The sequence below is a fragment of the Micromonospora parastrephiae genome (genome assembly GCF_016802865.1).
GTDB lineage: Bacteria > Actinomycetota > Actinomycetes > Mycobacteriales > Micromonosporaceae > Micromonospora > Micromonospora parastrephiae.
On the sequence record NZ_JAEVHM010000020.1, the window covers coordinates 1 to 19,747 of the forward strand.

Consider the following 19,747-nt stretch of genomic DNA (forward strand, 5'->3'; position numbering starts at 1 on the left):
TGCTGCTGGTGGTCGGCGCCACCGTGCCGGCCGCGGCCGCCCGACGTGCCGACCCGGGAGCCGGCTGCCGCCGGACCAGCCCGACTGCAGCGTCTGGGACGACGAACCCGGCAACCCGGGCGATCCCGGCGGTGGCGGAGACGGCGGCGACGGCGACGGCGGAGACGACAGCGGTGGTGGGGGTGGCGGCGTCTGCCAGTGGGGCGGTCGGGTCATCGCCTGCTACGACGAGGACCTGGGCTGGTTCAACAACGGCGACGGCTGCTACTACAAGGTGGCCGAGCCGCAGGAGGAGGCACCCGAGGGTCAGCAGTGGTACGTGCAGACCTGCAACGGCGGCGACCTCGGATTCCAGGACAACGTGCTGCTGGACGGCCCGCCACCCGGCTTCGGCGCGCCGCCCAACCCGGAGGAGCTGGCCCGCCGCGCCCTGGCGTCGATCAAGCTGTTGCCGGCACGGCTCCGGGTCGCACCCCGCAAGAGCGTCGGCCCGGGTCTCGTCGGTCTGCCGGTGTGGATGTGGGCGACCCCGAGTCCCAGCTACTTCGGGCCGCTGCGCGCGTCCGCGTCCGACCGTGGGTTGACCGTCTCCATCGAGGCGAAGGTCGACCGGATCGTCTGGGACATGGGCAACGGGGAGGACACGGTCACCTGCACCGGCCCGGGTACCCCGTACGACGCGAAGGGCAGTCACGCCGGCCTTCCCTCCCCGGACTGCGGCTTCGACACGGGCTACCCGAAGGCCGGCACCTACCGCGTCGGCGCCACCACGCATTGGAAGGTGCGCTGGTGGACCACGAACGGCGATGCGAGTGGGGTAATCCCGCAGACCCGGACCAGCGGCACCGTACCGATCCAGATCAACGAACTCCAGGTGGTCACCAGATGAGCCTCGCGACGCGCAACGGGACCGGTTCGGTGGACGCGCCCGTCACACCGCCCAAGGTGGTCCGGCAGCGCCGGGTCCGCCCGGGGCTGCTGGGTCTGGCCGTACTCCTGATCGCCCTGGGCGGGTTGGGCGCGGCGTTCGCGGTCACCTCGGTCCGCGCCACCGGCAGCTACCTGGCGGTGGCCCGGCCGGTGGAGGTGGGCCGGCAGATCAGCGCCGCGGACCTGGTCACCGTGCAGGTCGCCGGGGGCCAGGGGCTGCGGCCGGTGCCCGCCGGCCGCCTCGACGAGGTGGTCGGCAGGCGGGCCGCCGTTGCGCTGGTGCCGGGTACCCTGCTCACCCTGGCGCAGATCACCGATGATCCGCTGCTCGGCCCCGGCCAGCAGCAGATCGCGCTCGGCCTGAAAACCGCGCAGGTGCCGGCCCGACAGCTGCACCCCGGGGACAAGGTCCTGCTGGTCAGCACCCCGGACGACAACGCGGACGGAAACGCGGCGGCGCCGGGAACCCGGTTCTCGGCCATCGTGATCGACATGGTCAGCCCGGCCAACGATGACAAGGTTCTCTACCTGGCGCTGCCCGTTCGGGACGTGCCCGCGGTGGTGGCGCTCGCCGCGCAGGAGCGGATCGCCGTCGTGCTGACCGAGGCGGCCTGAGCATGGCGATCGTCGCGCTGGTGTCCGCGAAGGGTTCGCCGGGCGTCACCACGTCGGCGTTGGCCTGCGCGCTGGCCTGGCATCGGCGGCTGGTGCTCGCCGAGTGCGACCCGTCCGGCGGCTCTATCCTCGCCGGCTACCTGGGGGGCCAGTTGGACGGGCCGCGTGGCATCGGCGAGCTGGCCGTCGGGGAGCTGCGCGACGGCAACCTGGAGACCGCGTTCTGGTCCCAGCTGGTCGACCTGGACGCGCCCCGCCGCGAACGGCTGCTGCTGCCCGGGCTCGTCGACCCGGCGCAGGCGGGCAGCGTCACGCCGCTCTGGCAGCGCTTCGCCGACTACTTCAACGCCCTGGACCGCGGCACCCCCGGCTACGACGTACTCGTCGACTGCGGGCGGCTGCACGTCGCCGGCCCGCCGTGGCCGCTGCTGCGCGCCGCCTCGGTGGTGCTGCTGGTCACCCGGGCCCACCTGCCCGACCTCTCCGGGACGCGGGCGGTGGTCACCGCGATCGAACGGGACTTCGCCGAGCACCGGGTGCCGCCGGGCACCCTGCGGCTGCTGCTGGTCGGCGGCGGGCACAGCCGAGCCGAGATCAGCCGCGCGTTGAAACTGCCGGTGATCGCCCGGCTGCCGCACGACCCGCGTACCGCCGGGGTGCTCGGCCTGGGTGGGACCGTGCGGTCCGGTCGGCCGCTGCTGCGCGCGGCGGCGGCGCTGGAGGTGCCGATCGGCGCCCTGCTCGAACGGCGGCAGGCCCGCCTTGCCTGGCCCGTGCAGCAGGGGGTGCCGGATGCGGTTTGAGCCGGTCTCCACCGATCCGCGCCAGCAGCCACCGGACGTCACCTCCATCGCGCCTCCGCTGCCCGCACCGAACGGCCGCCACCAGCACCAGTCCCGGTCCGCGCCACCGGCCGCGCCCACGGCCGGCCCGCCGACGCCGGAGCCTCCGCTGCGCCCGCGAATGGACTTCCAGGTCGTCCGGGAGCTACGCCGGGAACTCACCGAACGGCTCACCCTGTGGCAGCGCGGTCGGGAGTTCACCGCCGACGAGGAGGACACCGAGCGGGCGCGGCTCGCCGTCACGGTGGTCGCCGCGTACGCGGACTCCGTCCGCCGGGCCGGCACGCCGATGGCCGCAGATGAGGAACGGCTGCTGCTCGACCAGGTGACCGCCGAGCTGGTCGGCCTCGGCCGGCTACAGACCCTGCTGGTCGACGACACGATCGAGGAGGTGCACATCCTCGGCTGCGACCAGGTGCGCATCACCCGGCACGGCGGCGGGGTGGACTGGGCCGAGCCGATCGCCGACAGCGACGCCGAGCTGGTCGAGATCCTCCAGGCGGCGGCCCGCCGGGCGGGCGCGACCGAGCGGTCCCTGTCCACCGTGAAGCCCACCCTCGACCTGCAACTGCCCGACGGCAGTCGACTGGCCGCGGTGTTCCTGGTCAGCCACCGTCCGTACGCGGTGATCCGCAAGCACAACACGCTGGACGTGAGCCTGGACGACGTGGCCGGGGCCCGGGGTGACCTGGACGAGATGATCGACCCGCTGCTGCGCGACTTCCTCCGCGCGGCGATGCGCGCCGGGCTGAACATCATGGTCGCCGGGCTGGCCGGCGCCGGTAAGACCACGATCATCCGGGCGTTGATGAACGAGATCCCGCCCGACGAGCCGTACGTGCTGCTGGAGGAGAGCCGGGAGCTGCTGCCGGCACGCCGCCGCGAGCGGCACCGGGCGGTGATGAGCTTCGAGGCCCGGGAGGGGCACGGCGAGCGCGGTTTCGACGGCCGCCCGGCCGGTGAGGTGACCATCGCCGACCTGATTCCGCTGTCGCTGCGGATGGGCGTGCTGCGGATCATCGTCGGTGAGGTGCGGTCCCGGGAGATCGTGCCGATGCTCCAGGCGATGACCACCAGCCGGGGCTCGATGTGCACCATCCACGCCCGCACGGCCGCCGGTGTGGGTGAACGGATCGTGGAGCTGGCGTTGGCGCACGGCCGCGAGATGACCGTCGACCAGGCCCGCCGGATGGCCGGCAACGCCCTCGACCTGATCGTCTACGTCACCGTCGAGGACGAGACCGCCATCGGTGGGCGTAAACACCGGTTCGTCTCGCACGTCGAGGAGGTGATCGGTGCCGGCGAGGGCGGTCGGATCACCACCACCACCGTCTTCGGACCCGGCCCGGACGGCCGCGCGGTCCCCCGACACCTGCCTGAGCGCGTTCGCGACCAGTTGCTGCGGGTGGGCTACGACGCCCGGCTGCTGACCAGATGGATCGATGCCGGCACGGGCGCCTGGCGCCGCGCCCGGCAGACCCGACTGGCCCGGCGGTGACGTGATGGCGAACAGCCTGGAGCTGATCGCGGTGGTCTCCGGGGCCGCGTGTGTGGCCGGTCTGCTGCTGGCCGTGGTGGCGTTGGTCGGTACCCGCCGGCCCGCCGGACCGGCTCCGGGTGCCGGGCCGGGTCTGAGTCGGCTGTGGCGGGGCCCCGGCACCACACCGGCCGAGCGGCGGGCCTACCAGGCGCTCCTGCTCGCCGCGGTGGGCGCCGGGGCGTTGGCCTTCCTGCTGACCGGACTGCCGGTGGTGGGCCTGCTGGTGGCCGTGGCGGTGCCCGGCACCCCGTGGCTGTTCGGGGTGGGCAAGGCCGAGCAGCGGGCGATCGCGCGGATCGAGGCGGTCGGCGAGTGGACCCGCCGACTCAAGGACGTCTCCGGCACCGGTCAGGGCCTCCAACAGTCGATCATCGGGACGATCGGCAGCGTTCCGCCCGGCATCGAGGACGAGGTCCGGCTGCTCGCCGCCCGGCTGCAGGCCGGCTGGATGGCGCGCTCCGCGCTGCTGGCGTTCGCCGACGAGATCGGCGATCCCGTCTGCGACCAGGTGGTCGCGGCGCTGATCCTGCACCTCACCGACCGGGGCGAGCGGCTGGGTGACGTGCTCGGTTCGATCGCCGGCGCGGCCGCGGCGGAGGTGGCGACCCGTCGGGAGATCGAGGCCAAACGGACCCAGCCGCGGTTCGCGGTCCGCTTCCTCACCGGGATGACGCTGGCCACCCTGGCGTACGGGCTGATCAACACCGAGTACATCAAGCCGTACGGCACGCCGGTCGGTCAGGTGGTGATGGCCGTCCTCGGTGCCGCCTTCATCGGCCTGCTGGCCTGGGTGCGGTCGATGAGTCAGCCGCGGCGGCCGGCCCGGTTCCTACCGGCACCGGACCCGGACGAGGTGATCGCGTGAGCGCGAGGAGTGCGGCGCGGCGGAGCCCCGTGGTCGCGAGCGAAGGGCGGCTCCGATGATCGTCAACTGGCCGCTGGTCCTCGCGGTGTGCGGCGGGGCGGGGATCGGACTGGGCCTGTTCCTGGTGGTCCGGGAGCTGGTGCCGGCAACCCCGGCGCTCGGGCCGGCGCTACGCCGCCTGCACCAGCCGCCGGGCACCGGGCGGGTCCCGACTCCCGCCTCCCGCCGGCTGGACTGGTTGAGCGGGTTGTCGCGCTGGCTGCGACCGCCGCACCGGCAACTCGCCCTGATCGGCCAGACCTCCGAGCAGTACGCGCTGTCGGTGCTGCTCTCCGCGCTGTTCGGACTGGCCACGCCGACCCTGCTCGGGGTGGCGCTGCTGGCGTTCGGCATCTCGTTTCCGCTGGCGGTGCCGGTGCTGGGCAGCCTCGGCCTGGCGCTGATGGGTGGCCTGCTGGCGCACCGGTCGGTCCTGACCAAGGCCGACGCGGCCCGCGACGAATTCCGCCAGGCCGTGTGCACGTACCTGGATCTGGTGGCGCTGCAGCTGTCCGCCGCGCACGGACCGGTGCAGTCGCTGGAGCGGGCGGCGGCGGTCTGTGACGGCTGGGTGTTCGACCGACTCCAGGAGTCGCTGCGGATCGCCCAGATGCAGATGCACGCGCCCTGGGACGAACTGCGTGACCTCGCCGACAAGATCGGGATCCCGGAGTTGGGCGACGTCGGCGCGATCATGCGCTCCTCCGGCAGTGAGGGCGCGCAGGTGCACGAGACCCTGCGCAGCCGCGCCGACTCACTGCGCGACCAGATCCGCACCGACAACCTGGCCCGGGCCGAGGGGGTGACCAGTCGACTCGACATTCCGGGGGCACTGCTCGTCTTCGTGCTGCTCGGCTTCGTCGTCTATCCGTTCATCGCCCGTATCTGACCCACCTTCGTGAAGGAGTACGCCATGTCCATCCTCAGCTATCTGCACGTCGTGGTGACGACGCGCCTGGCCGAGCTGCGCCACGACGGCGAGCGCGGCGACAGTCCCGTACCGACCGCCGTGATCATCTTCGGTCTGGTCTTCGTCGCAACGGTCGTCACGGGCCTGGCTCTGACCAAGGCCGACGATTGGATGAGTTCCATTCCGAACCACTCGAACCCCACCAAGTAGTCGCCATGCGCCGAGCCGCGTTCCCGGGGTGGCGCCGGGCGGTCAGCGCCGCCCGGCGCCGCCTCGCGGCCGGCGATCGGGAGCGGGGAGCCAATCCGGTGGAACTCGCCGTGGTGATGCCGCTGATCCTGGTGCTGCTCTTCGCCTCGCTTCAGGTGTCGGCCGTCTTCCTGGCCCGCTCCACGGCGTTGAACGCCGCGCAGAGCGGCGTCAACGCCCAACGGGTCTACCAGGCCGAGGACGGTGCCGGGGTGGCCAGCGCCACCCGGTTCCTGAGGGCCACCGGAGGGTGGCTGTTGGGCTGGGAAACGACCGGACCGACCTGCGCGATCACCAACGCGGACACCGAGGTGACCTGCACGGTGAGCGGCCGGTCCCTGTCGGTCGTACCGGGCGTGGACTTCGCGGTGCGGCAGACCGCGCACGGGACGGTGGAGAGGGTGACCCAGCCGTGAGCCGGGCCGCCGAGCGGGGCTCGGTCTCCATCGAGGTGGCGGTGCTCGCGCCGGCGTTCATCGCGTTGATGGTGCTGGCCGGCGTGGCCGGGCGCAGCGCGGTGGCGACGGAGGCGGTCGAGGCCGCCGCGCACGACGCGGCCCGCGCCGCCTCCATCTCCCGGACCTCCGACGCCGCCGAGGACGCAGCGCTGGAGGCCGCCCGGAAGCAACTGGACTGGCACGGGCTGGCCTGCGCCAACGAGCTCGCACCGACGCTCAGCGGCTCGGTGGCCGGCGAAGACGTCAGCTTCGACAAGGCTTTCAGCAGCTCGGTCGGCGCGGACGCCACGGTGACGGTGCGAATCAGCTGCCTGGTGTCCTTCAAGGACATCTTCCTCGACGTGGCACCCGGGATGCCGACCGAGAACGAGGTCAGCGCGGAGTTCACCTCCCCGCTGGACCGCTACCGGAGCAGAGCTCTCGGATTCGGGACTGCTGAGACGGGTTCCGCGGCCAAATCCAGTGCGGGTGGCGTGTGATGAGGGGCGTACGGGTCGGCGGCACGTCGGCTGGTCTAGCTGCTCGCCGGTGGCTCGTGAAGCTGGTCCGGGTTGAAGCCCATCGGCCATCTGGTCCGCTGGTCGAAGTGGACGCCCGTCAGGTCGGCGCCGTCGAGGCAAGCTCCGGTGAGATCGGCGCCGCGGAGATCCGCGCGCTGGAGATCGGCGCCTTGGAGGTGAGCACCGGTGAGTCTGGCGTTGACCAGCCGGGCACCGCCGAGGTGAGCCCGCCGCAGGTCGGTTGCCGTCAGGTAGGCATCGTCGAGTTGCGCTCGTTGCAGCCACGCGCCGGCAAGGTTGGCGTCTCGGCAGATGAGTCGGCGCAGGTCGCGACCGGCCAGGCTGGCGATCCGCAGGTCCGCGAAGGACAGGTAGAGCGGTCGTTCGTCACCGGGGCGGGGCCGGTCCCCGAGGATGTACAACGCCATCTGGACATCCTCGGCCCGCAAGCCGAGCCGCTGCATGCCGTCGTCGAGTGCCGGCGTGGTGTGCTGGTGATCGGGCTGCGGCGGGGTCGTCCAGGGCGACCGGTTCCGGATGAACGCCGTGAGGATCTTGGTGATCGTCGGCCGGTCCTCGGACGAGTCCTTGGCGACGCGTTCGAGCGCGTAGAGGCCACCTATCCGTACGTGGATGCTGTCACTGGCCAGTTGTTCGATGGCTCGGGTCGTGCGGTCGGTGATCTGGCCATGGCGACTGATCTGGACCTGCCGCCACGTCGCGATGGCGCCTGCGACCAGGATGAGACCGGCGAGACCCTGCAGGAGGGTCGATCGGGCGTTGTTCTGCAGCTGGGCCTGCGCCTGTTGCAAGGTGATGCGCGTTTCTGCGTCCGGTACGCCTCGAAGGTCAGCGTTCGACAGGTTCGGATGCAGCACCAGCGGGACGAACATCAGGGCGCCGATCGCGAGGAGGACGGCGACTGCGAGAAGGAGCCCGGCGAGCCAGGTGGTGGGTCGTCTCATCGACAGCTGCCTCCTCCCGGAGACCAGATCAACATTCGGCCGGCTGGAGTCTGGCCGTGGCACCGTCCGGCAGAACGTTCACTGGTCGCGGCCACGGCGATTATGCCGTACGACCCGTCAAGGAGGGGCCGCCGTCAGGTCGGGATGATCGAACATACCGATCGGCGACGCCGAGTCAGGAATCCCGACGGTTCGTCGACGCTCGCTGCGGTGCGCCGCCGCCTCCGCGGGGGTGAGCACGGCCGGGTGAGCATCTTCCTGGCGGTGGCGATGGTCGGCGTACTGGCCATCGTGGGCCTCTCCTTCGACGGCGCGGGGCAACTGCGCACCCTGCAACGCGCCGACAACCTGGCCGCCGAGGCGGCCCGGTCCGGCGGCCAGGTCATCGACCGGGCCACCGCGATCGAGGGCGGGCCGAAGCGCATCGACAAGCCGGGGGCGACCGTGGCGGTGGCCAAGTACCTGGCTGCCGCCGGAGGCACCACCGGCCACACCGTGAGCTTCCCCGAGATCGGCGGGGAAATCCTGATCCGGGTGACCGTCACGATCACCTACCAGCGCTCGATGCTCGGGGCGCTCGGCCTCGCCAAGACGGTGACCGTCACCGGTGAGGCGACCGCGCGGGCCATCACCGCAGGACCGTAGGAAGGGAGAGGCAGCCATGCCCGTATCGGGTGGGTCCGTCGTACGGCGGACCGGACGCATCCTCACCGGCATCGGCGCGCTGGCCGTGCTCTGCGCGCTGCTGGTCGGCGCGCCGATCGCGCTGGTCGCCTTCGCCGGCAACCCTCTGCCCGACCATCTGCCCACCATCAGCGAGGTGGGCACCGCGTTGACCAGCCGGGACGACGGTCAGCTCTTCCTGCGGGCACTGGCTCTCGCCGGCTGGTTCGGTTGGGCCACGTTCGCCTTCTCCGTCCTCGTCGAGCTGGGGGCGCAGACTCTGCGCCGGCCGGCCCCGAAACTGCCCGGGATGAGCCGTCAGCAGAAGGCCGCCGCCGCGCTGGTCGGCTCGGTCGCGCTGATTCTCGCCGCCAGCCCGGCCGCCGCCAGCGCCGCCGCGGTCCACGCCGGCCCGGTGTACGCCCAGGCGGGCACGCCGGCCGTCAGCACCCTGGCCGCGCCGGCCCGTGTGGCCGCGCCGGCCGACACGGCGGCACCGGTGTACCGGGTGGCGCGGGGCGACTATCTGGGCGAGGTGGCCGATCGTTATCTGGACGAGTTCGGCGACTATCGACGACTGGCCGAACTGAACCGACTGGACGACCCGGACCGGATCCGCCCCGGCCAACTGCTCCGCCTGCCCACCGAGGCCGCGGACCAGGGCGCCCGGCCGCACGCCACCGGTCGGCTGGTGAGCCGGCCCACTCCGCCGAAACCGCCGGCACCCCGGCCGGCGCCCGAGCGGACCGCACCGGAGCGGGGGGACCCGGCACCACCCAGCGGTACGGAGTCGGGGGCGCAACCGCCGGCGATGACCGTCGGCGCGGCACGGGCCGGAACCACCGATCGGGTGAATCGACCCCTCGCCGTCTCTGCCGTCCTGGCCGTGGCGAGCATCGTCGGCGCGCAGATCGGCGCGGTGCTCGGATTGCGCCGCCGCCCGGCAACCGCCGGTGCGGCGCCCCGGCTGACGGCGTCCCCCCGCGCCACCGTGGACCGCCCGGCTCGGAGCAGCGGCGCCACGTGGGCCGCCAGCCGGGCGCAGCGGCCATCGGGGCCACGGGTTCGCCGGACAACGGAACGGCACCCGCCGGCGCGCCGGCCTGGGCTGGCGACGAGAGCCGGACCGGCGACGGCGACGCCCCTGGCGGGCTGCTCGCTGGTGGGCACGGTCTGGACTCCGTGCCGGACGGCCCGTCGGTCGGCCGGCACCGACGCAGCTGACCCGACGACGAGGACGGTCGGCGGTCAGGGCACGCGGGTCTGGAGCACGCCGTTCTGGACCCGGGTGGGCAGGATCTGCTGGTCGTTGCCGGACGGACCCTGCACGACCTCGCCTCCGTTGAGCCGGAACGCGCTGCCGTGCCACGGGCACACCACGCAGGCGTGACCGTCGATCTCCCGCACCTCGCCCTCACCGAGCGGCCCGCTCTGGTGCGGGCAGCGCTCCAACATCACGGTGACCTCGTCACCGTGGCGGTAGAGGATCACCGAGACGTTGTCGTCCACCTCACGGGTGATCAGCGTGCGTTGCGGCAGGGTGGCCATCTCGGCCAGCGAGTGCCAGCCGTCGCTCATCCGATGCAGCTCGGAGATGCTCTGGTTGACCTGCGCCCCCTGCTTGTACGCCAGATGACCACCGATGTAGGCCCCGAGGCTCACGGCGGAGAGCCCGAGAAAGCCGAGGGTACGGCCGATGCCGTGCCGCCCGGACAGCCGCGCGGCCAGCGAGCCCGCGTAGAGGCCGAGGCCGACGGTGTTCGCGGCAGCGTGCACCAGGCCGACCCGGCGCTGGTCGCGGGCCAGGGCCGCCCAGTCGTTCAGCCCGGCGACGGCCGCCGGCACCGCGCTGGCGGTGCCGAGACCGACCAGCACGGTGGCGGCTCGGCGCTGTCCGGACATGAGGTCCAGCACCGCGGCGCTGATCCAGGCGCCCACCGGCACCTGCACCATGGCCGGGTGCAGCGGATGACCCAGCGTCACCCCGTGCAGCAGGTCCCGCAGCCGCCGCGGACGCAGCGTGCCCAGGACCACCCGCTGCAACCGGTCACCGGCCGGGTCCATCCCGGATGACTGCTCAACTCTCGTCAGAAGTGCTCTCACGGCTACCGACTTCCCGGCATACGAGGTCGCAAACCGACCATGGGTGACAAACCTGCGGCGCACCGTGATCAGCGCCGCGGACGTGCCAGATCGACGAGGATTGTGGCGGGTCGGGCGCGGCGGGCATGCTGACGTGATGGGTGTGTGGGTGGAACGGGCCGGAGCGGTCAGCACCATCGTTCTCGACCGGGCGGCGGCCCGGAACGCCGTCGACGGGCCGACGGCCCGGGCCCTGGCCGACGCCTTTCGGGCCTTCGACGCCGACCCGGACGCGGCGGTGGCCGTGCTCTGGGGAGCGGGCGGCACGTTCTGCTCCGGCGCCGACCTCAAGGCGATCGGCACGCCGAGCGGAAACCGCGTCGAGCCCGAGGGCGACGGACCGATGGGTCCGACCCGGATGACGTTGAGCAAACCCGTGATCGCGGCGATCTCCGGATACGCGGTGGCCGGCGGGCTGGAGCTGGCGCTCTGGTGCGACCTGCGGGTCGCCGAGTCCGACGCGACGCTCGGGGTGTTCTGCCGCCGCTGGGGCGTACCCCTGATCGACGGAGGCACGGTCCGGCTGCCCCGGCTGATCGGCGAGAGTCGCGCGATGGATCTGATCCTCACCGGCCGCCCGGTGCCGGCGGAGGAGGCGTACTCGATGGGGTTGGTCAACCGGGTGGTGCCGCCCGGGCAGGCGCGGGCCGCAGCCGAGGAGTTGGCGGCGGCGATCGCGCGGCATCCGCAGACCTGCCTGCGCAACGACCGGGGGGCGGTCCTGGCCGGAGCGGGCCGGCCGGAGCCGGAGGCCATGGCGACCGAGCTGGCGTACGGGATGGACTCGCTGGCCGCCGACGCGGCGGCCGGCGCGGCCCGGTTCGCCGCCGGCGAGGGCCGGCACGGAACGACGCCGCCGGGAGGGGTGAACCTCCCGACGGCGTCGGCTACCGGCTAGCTCAGTTGCGGTTGATGGTGAAGGTTGTCGTGGGGTTCTGGATGTCCACCGCGTTGTTGCTCAGCCGGAGGTTGTTGAAGGTGACCGAGCCAACGGCCGGTCCCTGCCCGGCCTCCGGCATCGGGTTGGCCCAGATAGCGAAGCCGGACTTCGCGTCGTAGGCGTCCCCGCTCTTGCGGGCGCCGCTGATGGAGATGTTGGTGAAGACCGTGTCGGTGATCGGGTTCTGCGGCTGCCCGCCGACGTAGTTGGTCTGGAACATGATGCCGCTGTAGGTCGGATCGATGATGTCGACATCGCTGACCCGGATGCCCTGGAACACCTTCGAGGCGGAGAAGACCCAGATCGCCGGGAAGGTCTGTGAGCCCCAGAAGTGCCCACCGGCCCGGACGATCGAGATGTTCTCGAAACGGGTCGGCGGGCTGGCGCCGAAGCCGTTCATCGGGTAGCCGAAGTCGAGCGAGCTGATGGTGATGCCGGAGTAGACAAGCGTGTCCGCGATGTAGATGTTGCGGAACGTGTTGCCGTAGCCGCCGTAGACGGCGACCCCGGCGGCCCGCCAGGTCAGGGTCGAGGTCAGGTTCTCGTAGACGTTGTCCTTCATGTCGGCGCCGCCCGCGTCGATCGCCGAGAACAGCGCGAAGCTGTCGTCGCCGGTGGCCCGGGCGTCGTTGTTGCTGACCAGGTTGTTGGTGCTCCCGTTGGTCATGTTGATGCCGTCGGCGAACATGTTCCGGATCCGGGAGTTCTTGATCGTCATGTAGTCGGTGTTCGCGCCCCAGTAGAGGCACACCATGTGCTCGTTCCAGATGTTGTCGATCACGATGTTCGACACGTTGGAGAAGTCGAACACCTTGCCCGGACCGTCGATCCGCGAGGTGTAGTTGCCGAAGTACGCGAAGTTCTTGAAGGACGAGTTGGCCGCCGAGTTCTCGGCCCGGAAGCCGATGTCGGTGTTGTCCTGGCCCGACGGGGCGTTGAACCGGGTGTACCAGGGGCCGGCACCGGTCACCTGGACCGCCTTGCCGTACACCTGGAACTTCGACGAGGTGGAGTAGTTACCGGCCGGCAGGTACACCCCGATGAGGTTGCCGGTGGTGTCCATCCGCACCCGGTCCAGGGCGTTCTGCACGTCCTGGTGGGTGAAGCCGGCCGGCGTGGTGTAGCGCGCCGGGTCCGGGTTGGCGATCGGCGCCACCTGCTCGGTGTTGATGAAGTCGATGGCGTACGTGGTGGTGTTGGCCGGGTCCTTCTGGAGGCGGATCTTGCTGCCGGCCGGAACCGTCGAGTTGAGCATGACGTTGGCTTCGTCGTAGATGTGCCGCGGTCCGCCCGCGCTCGGCGAGTTGCCCGGGCTGGTTTCGTTGCCGTACAGCCACGCGTACCGGGACGTCAGGTCGATGGCCTTGTGGAACGTGCCGTTGACGTAGACGTTCAGCGTCGAGTTGATCCCGCCGCCGCCCGGGGCGTCCGGGATGGAGAAGCGGGTGACCAGCGTGTTGGTGCTGGCCCGGGTGGTGAACTCGACGTAGCTGCCGGTCGAGTTGAGGGTCACGGCCCGACGACCGGACGCCTCGCCGGCCAGGTCGCCGACCTCCCGGTTCGGCCCGACGACAGCGGCGCCGCCGCCGATCGCGCCGTCCTCGGCCTCGTACATGTCGTACGGCATGTTGGCGCCGCGCCCGACGAAGAGCGGACGGTCGCTGGTGTTGTTGGTCTGCTTGACCGGCAGCTCGTTGGCGTCGGTGGCGAGCACCACGCGGACGGTGTACTTGCCGTTCGCGGCGGTCCAGGTGCCCAGGTTGATCGGGCCGACGGTCGCGCCGGCGTTGATGACGCCGGAGTACGAGCCGGTCAGCGTACGGACCGCGGTGCCGGACTCGTTGAGCACGGTCAGGGTGATGCCGTGCGCGCCGGACGCGGACGCCTGGTTGCCGGCGTTGCGGATCGACACCGAGAAGGTGACCGTGTTGCCGGCCGACGGGTTGCCCGGTGACCAGGCCACCGCGGAGGCGACCAGGTCGGAGCTGGCGACCGCGCTGACCACCAGCGGGCTGGGGTTCGTGTAGCTGTTGTTGGTGTCGTCCTGCTCGACGACGGTGTTCGACTCGTCGACCTTCGCGCTGAGCGGGTAGCTGCCCGCGTCCCGGGTGCCGATGTTGGCGCTGACCGTGGTCGAGGCGCCGGCCGCGAGGCCACCGACGGACGCGGTGCCGACCCGGGTGGAGCCCAGGTAGAAGTTGACGTTGGTCGCGCCGGACGCCGCCGAGCCCGCGTTACGGACCGTCGCGGAGAGCGTGATGGTGCTGGTCTCCACCGGCGCGGACGGGCTGAACGACATTCCGGTCACGGTCAGGTCCGGGTTCGGCGCCGGAGTGCCGAAGACCTGGAACTCGGCCACCTGCCCGGCCGGTGCGCCGGTGTTCGAGGCGATCGAGAGCCGCACGTCGGCCGCCGCACCGGAGACCGGGATGGTCACCGTGTTACCGCTGCCCGGGTTGAAGGTGTAGTTCGCCGCGCCGACCAGGGTGGTGAACGTCGACGAGCCCTGGTCCCGGCCCTGGACGGTGATGTTCTGGGTACGCGCGCCCCAGGCCGAGTCCGGGTTGAGCTTCAGCACGACCTGGCTGAGGCTGGCGTTGGCACCGAGCTGCACGGTCAGCGTGCTCGGGTTGCCGTTGCCCTCCCAGTAGGTGGCCACGTTGTTGTCGTTGGCGTTGGTCGCCACGAACGTGTGCACGTACCCGGAGGCGGTGATCGGCTTGCCGACCGCCAGGTTGGTGCCGGTCGGCGGGTTGCCGGTGCCGGTCCGGGTCACGGTGTTGCTGTTCGCCGACTGGTTGCCGGCCGCGTCCTTGGCCCGCACGTGGTACGAGACCGTGGCGCTGTCCGGCTGGCTGTCGGTGTACGTCAGCGTCGAGCCGCTGACGCTGCCGCGCAGCCCACCGTTGGCGTACACGTCGTATCCGGTCACGCCGACGTTGTCGGTGGACGCGGACCAGGTGAGCCGGACCTGCCCGCTGGCGGGCTGGGTGTACGCCAGGTTGCCCGGGACGCTGGGGGCCTGGGTGTCCGTGCTGCCGCTGGCGCCGTACACCTCCACCTCGGAGAGCTGCGCGGCCGGCCAGCCGGTGTTGCCGGTGACCTGCACCCGTACGTAGCGGGTGCTGGCGGCCGTGAAGCTGACCGTCGCGGTGTTGCCGCTGGCCGGGTTGAAGGTGTAGCCGGCGGACGCCTTCAGGGTGGTGAAGGACGAGCCGTTGGTGGAGCCGAGCACCGACAGCGTCTGCGTGCGGGTCTGCCAGTCCGACGCGGGCGGCAGCTTGAGCACCACCCGGTCCACGCTGACCGTGGCGCCGAGGTCGGCCTGGATCCACTGCGGGAAGGCATTGTTGGTGCTCTCCCAGTAGGTCGACGCGTTCCCGTCGTTGGCGTTGCCCGCCACGTAGTTCTGGTTGTAGCTGCTGGCGGTCATGGTGGCGGAGAGCCCGGCGAGCAGGGCCATACGGGCGGCCGATGCCGACGCGTCGACCGCGGGTGCGGCGCTGGCCGCCGGGGTGACGACCGGGGCGGCGGCGAGGAGCAGGCCGGCGAGCGCGCCGGCGAGCATTCGCTGGCCGCCGGTGCGGGTGGTTCGGGGCGCGCCGCTCGGCGGGGTGCCTCGTCTGGTGAAAGTTCTGGACATGGGGTCGCTACACCTCTTTCGGGGGTGGGGTGTGGTGCGTTGCCCGGTGACGGGCGCAGGGGTACGCCCGTCGTGCCGCGACAGGTGGGGGACGGGTTGGGGGACGGAATTTCTGGCCGGCCCGGGGCCGCGCTGCGCCCGGGTCGCCCGGACCGGGGTGCCCCCGCCCTGGATGGGCGGGGGGCCACCCGGTCTAGCTGGAATAGACCTCGAACTCGCTGAGCTGGCCGGCCGGCCAGCCGCTGTTGCCGGTGACGGTCAGCCGCAGGTATCGCTGGCTGCTCGCCGTGAAGGTCACGGTGACGGTGTTGCCGCTGGCCGGGTTGAAGGTGTAGCCGGCGGACGCCTTCAGGGTGGTGAACGACGAGCCGGTGGTCGAGCCGAGCACCGACAGCGTCTGGGTGCGGGTCTGCCAGGCCGATGCCGGTGGCAGTTTCAGCACGACCCGGGACACCGTTCGGCTCGCGCCCAGGTCGACCGTCACCGACTGTGGGAACGCGTTGTTGGCGCTCTCCCAGTAGGTGTTCGGGTTGCCGTCCACCGCGTTGGGTGCGGCGTACACGTCGGTGTGGCTTGTCTCGGTGACCGGCCGCCCGGCCGCGAGGTTGCCGGTGGGCGGCGGCGTGGTCGGAGGCGGGGTGGTGGGCGGCGGGGTCGTCGGTGGCGGCGAGGTGGGTCCGCCGCCCCACTGCGGTGCAGGCCACGGGCCGCAGTACGGGGTCGGGGTGTACCAGCCGGAGTTGCCGGCGCCCTGGGTGATCTGGAAGCCAGCGCCCACGCAGTTGTGGATCGGGTTGCTCTGCGCGATGTTGCTGGCCCGTACGTTGGTGAACGACACCTGGCTGGGCGCCTGCACCTGGAGCGCGTACGTGCCGGCGCCGTCGATCCGTACGTTGTTGAGGTTGATCCCGGTGGTCTGGCCCTCGATCCAGTGCAGGGCAGCGTACGAGCTGTCCAGGATGTCGGTGTCGGTGATGTTGATGGTGGGGTTCTGGAACGCCTCGTTGAGGGCGGAGAACCAGATCGCGCCGACGCCGAAGTTCCAGTTGTAGTCCGAGTTGCCGTTGCGGATCAGGGTGTTCCGGGCGATCGTCCAGGTGCCCTGGACCCCGGTGGCGCCCTGCACCCCGGGGTAGCGGTTGGCGACGTGGATGCCGCCACCGTTGGTCAGCGAGTCGGCCGTGACGTTATCGGTGATCTTGATGTCCCGGCCGCCGTAGCTGACCAGGTGGTTCGCCAGCAGCGTCACACCGATGGTGTTGTGGGTGAAGGAGTTGTTGACGTTCGGCACGTTCTGCGCCCACATCGCCAACGCGTCGTCACCGGTGTTGCGGACGAAGGTGTTGGTCACCGTCGAGTTGGTCACGCCGGTGTGGAAGTTCACCCCGTCCGCGGTCTGGTCCAGGATCCGGCTGTTGCGGATGGTGAAGTTGTCCATCGGGCCGTCCATCCACGCCCCGACCTTGGTGTTCTCCAGCCAAAGGTTGTCCACCACCGAGTTGGACATCGCGCCACCGAGGGCGTTGACCTGGTCGTCGTCCATCCGTTCCCGGATGTCACCGATGATGGCGAAGTCCCGCAGCGTGACGTTGCGGCTCGGCCCGCCGGCCTCGTGCGAACGGATCCCGCCGGTGTAACCGCCGCCCGGGACGTACTTGCCGTAGACGCCGGCGGCCCGCTTACGGTCGGTGGGGTGCCGGCCGCCGAGCACCGAATACCACGGGCCGGCACCGCGCAGGGTCACCCCGTCACCACCACGTGGTCCCAGAGGGTGAAGGTGCCGGCCGGGATCCAGACGGCCCTGCCCTGGGCTTTTCCGGCGTCGACCGCGGCCTGGAACTTCGCGGTCGAGTCGTCGCGCCGCTCGGGTCGGCGCCGAAGTCGGCGACCACGTCGAGCACGCCGGTGGGCTTGGCGATCGGCGCGACCAGCTCGAAGTCGGCCAGGTCGATGGTGAAGGTCGGCGACTGGGCGGTCGACGACACCTGGAGGCGGATCTTGGCGCCGGCCGGGTAGGTGCTGCCGAACAACGCCCGGGTCTCGTCGTAGAAGTGGTGCGGGTTGGTGTCGCCGGGATTGTTGTTGAACGGATAACCGCCGTAGTACCAGCCGTACTTCGACGTCACCGGGACCGACCTGAGCAACGTTCCGTTGGCGCGCAGGTCGATGGCGGCGTCCCGACCCGTGCCGGCCGGGCTGTCCGGCAGGCTGTGCCGGAAGGTGACCGCGTTGGCCGGGGCGGTGAGGGTGAACTCGACGTACTCGCCGACGGCGTCGAGGGTGACCGCCTCCCGGCCGGACGCCTCCGACGGCAGCGTGCCGTAGCGGCGGTCCGGACCGATCTTCGTGCCGTTGTGGGCGGCCTTCTCCGCCTCCTGCTCGACGAACGGGACGGTCGCGCCGCGGCCGGGAATGTCGAAGGGGGACAACCCGGCCGCCGAGGCCGGGGTTGCGGTGCCGGTGACCGCGAGCGCGGTCACCGATGTCGCGGCGAGCAGGGTGGCGGCGATGGCGGCCAACCCTGCGCGGGTCGGGTGTCGAAGGTGGTGCGGGGTGCCGGTGGTGTGGTTGGCCATGAGCTGCGCTCTCCGTTTCGTCAGGCAGGCCAGATCCCCCCGTTGTCGGTGCGGCGTGGCGCGTTCCCCCTCGGTCCTCCTTCCTCCCGCGGTGCGCGGGCCTGGTGGGTGGTGGTGCCGGCGGCCGGGACGGGACCGCCGGCACCACGACGGTGGGTCAGGTCCGGACGGCCCCGTCCGCCGCGGGCGAACCGGCGGTACGCAGCCAGACGGCCGTGTCCGACGGCAGCAGACCGTCGTCGAGCGGCCCACTGGCCAGCAGCAACTCCCCGTCGGCGGGCATCGCCACCGGCGTGTCGGAGAGGTTGACCAGGCAGCGGAAGCCACCGCCCCGGCTGAACGCGAGCACCCCGTCCGGGGCGGGCAGCCAGGTCAGCTCGCCGTCGCCGAGCGCCGGATCGGCCCGTCGGATCGCGATCGCCGCCCGGTACAGCTCCAGCATCGAGGCCGCGTCGCCGGTCTGCGCCCGGGCCGTACGGTCCTTCCAGTCGGCCGGCTGCGGCAGCCACGGCGCGGCCGAGCCGTCGGGGCTGAACCCGAACGGCGGCTCGTCGCCGGTCCACGGCAACGGCACGCGGCAGCCGTCGCGACCGGGGTCGACGCGGCCGGAACGTTCCCACATCGGGTCCTGGCGCAACGCGTACGGGATGTCCTCGACCTCGTAGAGGCCCAGCTCCTCGCCCTGGTAGACGTAGGCGGCGCCGGGCAGCGACAGCGAGAGCAGCGCGGCGGCGCGAGCGCGACGGGTGCCCAACTCCAGGTCGGTGGGGATGCCCTCGCGCTTCGCGGCGAAGCTGAACGTGGTGTCGGCCCGGCCGTAGCGGGTGACGTGCCGGGTCACGTCGTGGTTGGAGAGCACCCAGGTGGCCGGCGCGCCGACCGGCGCGTGCGCGCTCAGCGTCCCGTCGATGCTCTCGCGCAGCGCCGACGCGTCCCAGGCGCAGCCGAGAAAGTCGAAGTTGAACGCCGCGTGCAGCTCGTCCGGGCGCAGGTAGTTGGCGAACCGCTGCCGGTCCGGCAGCCACACCTCACCGATCAGGGCCCGGTCGGGGTACGAGTCGGCGACCCGGCGCCAGCCCCGGTAGATGTCGTGCACCCCGTCGAGGTCGTGGAACGGGTGCGGCTGGTCCGGTCGCACCTCGGGCAGCGTCCCGTCCTTGACCAGCAGACCGGCCGAGTCGATCCGGATGCCGTCGACGCCCCGGTCGAACCAGAACCGCAGGATGTCCTCGAATTCGGCGCGTACCCGGGGGTGATCCCAGTTGAAGTCCGGCTGCTGCGGCGCGAACAGGTGCAGGTACCAGTCGCCGGGGGTGCCGTCCGGGTTGGTGGTCCGCGTCCAGGTCTCGCCGCCGAACTCGCCGACCCAGTCGGTGGGCCGCTGGTCACCGTTCGGCCCTCGGCCGGGTCGGAACCAGAACAGGTCCCGCTCGGGCGCCCCGGGCCCGCCGGCGAGCGCGGCCTGGAACCACGGATGCGCGTCGGAGCAGTGGTTGGGCACGACGTCGACGATGGTCCGGATGCCGAGCGCGTGGGCCTCCGAGATCAGGGCCTCCGCCTCGGCCAGGGAGCCGAAGACCGGGTCGATGTCGCGGTAGTCGGACACGTCGTAGCCGGCGTCGGCCATCGGCGACGGATACCAGGGACTGAACCAGATGGCGTCGACGCCAAGCGCGGCCAGGTGATCCAGCCGGGACCGGATCCCGGCGATGTCGCCGATTCCGTCGCCGTTGCCGTCGGCGAAGCTACGCGGATACACCTGGTAGATAACGGCTCCACGCCACCACGGACCACTGTCTGCTGTGGACACGAGCACCTGCTTTCTGGATCAGTACGTCGGCGGGTTCGCCGGACCTGGATATGTGTCGGG

The 19,747-nt window shown here is 71.6% G+C and carries 16 protein-coding genes and 2 pseudogenes; 12 read left to right on the forward strand and 6 right to left on the reverse strand.

Going from position 1 to position 19,747, the window contains the following annotated elements:
• The 9 genes and pseudogenes from JNW91_RS06935 to JNW91_RS06975 form a co-directional block, all read left to right on the forward strand.
• A partial coding sequence (locus JNW91_RS06935) for a hypothetical protein (protein WP_238424513.1) occupies window positions 1–889 on the forward strand: 889 nt, incomplete at its 5' end.
• Window positions 886–1,545 (forward strand): SAF domain-containing protein, encoded by a 660-nt coding sequence (locus JNW91_RS06940; RefSeq protein ID WP_203174083.1) that lies wholly within the window; start codon window positions 886–888, stop codon window positions 1,543–1,545. The genes JNW91_RS06935 and JNW91_RS06940, both read left to right, overlap by 4 nt.
• A 2-nt stretch (window positions 1,546–1,547) precedes the next feature.
• The gene (locus tag JNW91_RS06945; RefSeq protein WP_203174084.1) at window positions 1,548–2,348 is read left to right on the forward strand and encodes a P-loop NTPase family protein; all 801 of its coding nucleotides are present in this window, start codon (window positions 1,548–1,550) and stop codon (window positions 2,346–2,348) included.
• Complete coding sequence (locus JNW91_RS06950) at window positions 2,338–3,885, forward strand: CpaF family protein (protein ID WP_203174085.1); 1,548 nt, start codon at window positions 2,338–2,340, stop codon at window positions 3,883–3,885. Before JNW91_RS06945 ends, JNW91_RS06950 begins: the two co-directional genes overlap by 11 nt.
• Window positions 3,846–4,792: pseudogene (locus tag JNW91_RS06955) on the forward strand (type II secretion system F family protein). Before JNW91_RS06950 ends, JNW91_RS06955 begins: the two are co-directional and overlap by 40 nt.
• Window positions 4,793–4,850: 58 nt before the next feature.
• Window positions 4,851–5,720, forward strand: a complete 870-nt coding sequence (locus JNW91_RS06960; RefSeq protein WP_203174124.1) for a type II secretion system F family protein — start codon at window positions 4,851–4,853, stop codon at window positions 5,718–5,720.
• Window positions 5,721–5,744: 24 nt separating this feature from the next.
• Window positions 5,745–5,951, forward strand: coding sequence for a hypothetical protein (locus JNW91_RS06965; RefSeq protein ID WP_203174087.1), 207 nt, complete (start codon window positions 5,745–5,747; stop codon window positions 5,949–5,951).
• Between the two features lie 5 nt (window positions 5,952–5,956).
• Window positions 5,957–6,406: a TadE/TadG family type IV pilus assembly protein gene (locus tag JNW91_RS06970; protein WP_203174088.1), complete on the forward strand. Its 450-nt coding sequence runs from the start codon at window positions 5,957–5,959 to the stop codon at window positions 6,404–6,406.
• The gene (locus JNW91_RS06975) at window positions 6,403–6,927 is read left to right on the forward strand and encodes a TadE/TadG family type IV pilus assembly protein (RefSeq protein WP_203174089.1); all 525 of its coding nucleotides are present in this window, start codon (window positions 6,403–6,405) and stop codon (window positions 6,925–6,927) included. Before JNW91_RS06970 ends, JNW91_RS06975 begins: the two co-directional genes overlap by 4 nt.
• A 35-nt stretch (window positions 6,928–6,962) precedes the next feature.
• On the opposite strand, the gene JNW91_RS06980 is transcribed toward JNW91_RS06975, so the two are convergent.
• Window positions 6,963–7,913, reverse strand: a complete 951-nt coding sequence (locus JNW91_RS06980; protein ID WP_238424515.1) for a pentapeptide repeat-containing protein — start codon at window positions 7,911–7,913, stop codon at window positions 6,963–6,965.
• A gap of 270 nt (window positions 7,914–8,183) precedes the next feature.
• Here JNW91_RS06980 and JNW91_RS06985 point away from each other — a divergent pair, with 270 nt between their 5' ends.
• Entirely contained in the window at window positions 8,184–8,558 is a 375-nt protein-coding gene (locus JNW91_RS06985; RefSeq protein ID WP_238424520.1) for a hypothetical protein, read from the forward strand.
• Between the two features lie 16 nt (window positions 8,559–8,574).
• Window positions 8,575–9,591, forward strand: a pseudogene (locus JNW91_RS06990) (LysM peptidoglycan-binding domain-containing protein); the annotation flags it as partial.
• A 233-nt stretch (window positions 9,592–9,824) separates the two neighbouring features.
• On the opposite strand, the gene JNW91_RS06995 reads toward JNW91_RS06990, so the two are convergent.
• Window positions 9,825–10,679, reverse strand: coding sequence for a DUF2231 domain-containing protein (locus JNW91_RS06995; RefSeq protein ID WP_203174091.1), 855 nt, complete (start codon window positions 10,677–10,679; stop codon window positions 9,825–9,827).
• A gap of 136 nt (window positions 10,680–10,815) precedes the next feature.
• On the opposite strand from JNW91_RS06995, the gene JNW91_RS07000 reads away from it, so the two are divergent.
• Entirely contained in the window at window positions 10,816–11,616 is an 801-nt protein-coding gene (locus tag JNW91_RS07000) for a crotonase/enoyl-CoA hydratase family protein (RefSeq protein WP_203174092.1), read from the forward strand.
• A 1-nt stretch (window position 11,617) separates the two neighbouring features.
• Here the strand turns inward: JNW91_RS07000 and JNW91_RS07005 are convergent, their stop codons facing one another.
• From JNW91_RS07005 to JNW91_RS07015, 4 genes are all read right to left on the reverse strand, one after another.
• A complete protein-coding gene (locus JNW91_RS07005; RefSeq protein ID WP_203174093.1) occupies window positions 11,618–15,301 on the reverse strand; it encodes a discoidin domain-containing protein in 3,684 nt (1,227 codons plus the stop codon).
• Between the two features lie 193 nt (window positions 15,302–15,494).
• The gene (locus tag JNW91_RS32005; RefSeq protein ID WP_309244265.1) at window positions 15,495–17,045 is read right to left on the reverse strand and encodes a galactose-binding domain-containing protein; all 1,551 of its coding nucleotides are present in this window, start codon (window positions 17,043–17,045) and stop codon (window positions 15,495–15,497) included.
• Between the two features lie 4 nt (window positions 17,046–17,049).
• Window positions 17,050–17,877, reverse strand: coding sequence for a carbohydrate-binding protein (locus JNW91_RS32010; protein ID WP_238424516.1), 828 nt, complete (start codon window positions 17,875–17,877; stop codon window positions 17,050–17,052).
• A 157-nt stretch (window positions 17,878–18,034) separates the two neighbouring features.
• Entirely contained in the window at window positions 18,035–19,687 is a 1,653-nt protein-coding gene (locus JNW91_RS07015; protein WP_203174094.1) for a glycoside hydrolase family 13 protein, read from the reverse strand.
• Window positions 19,688–19,747: the final 60 nt, after the last annotated feature.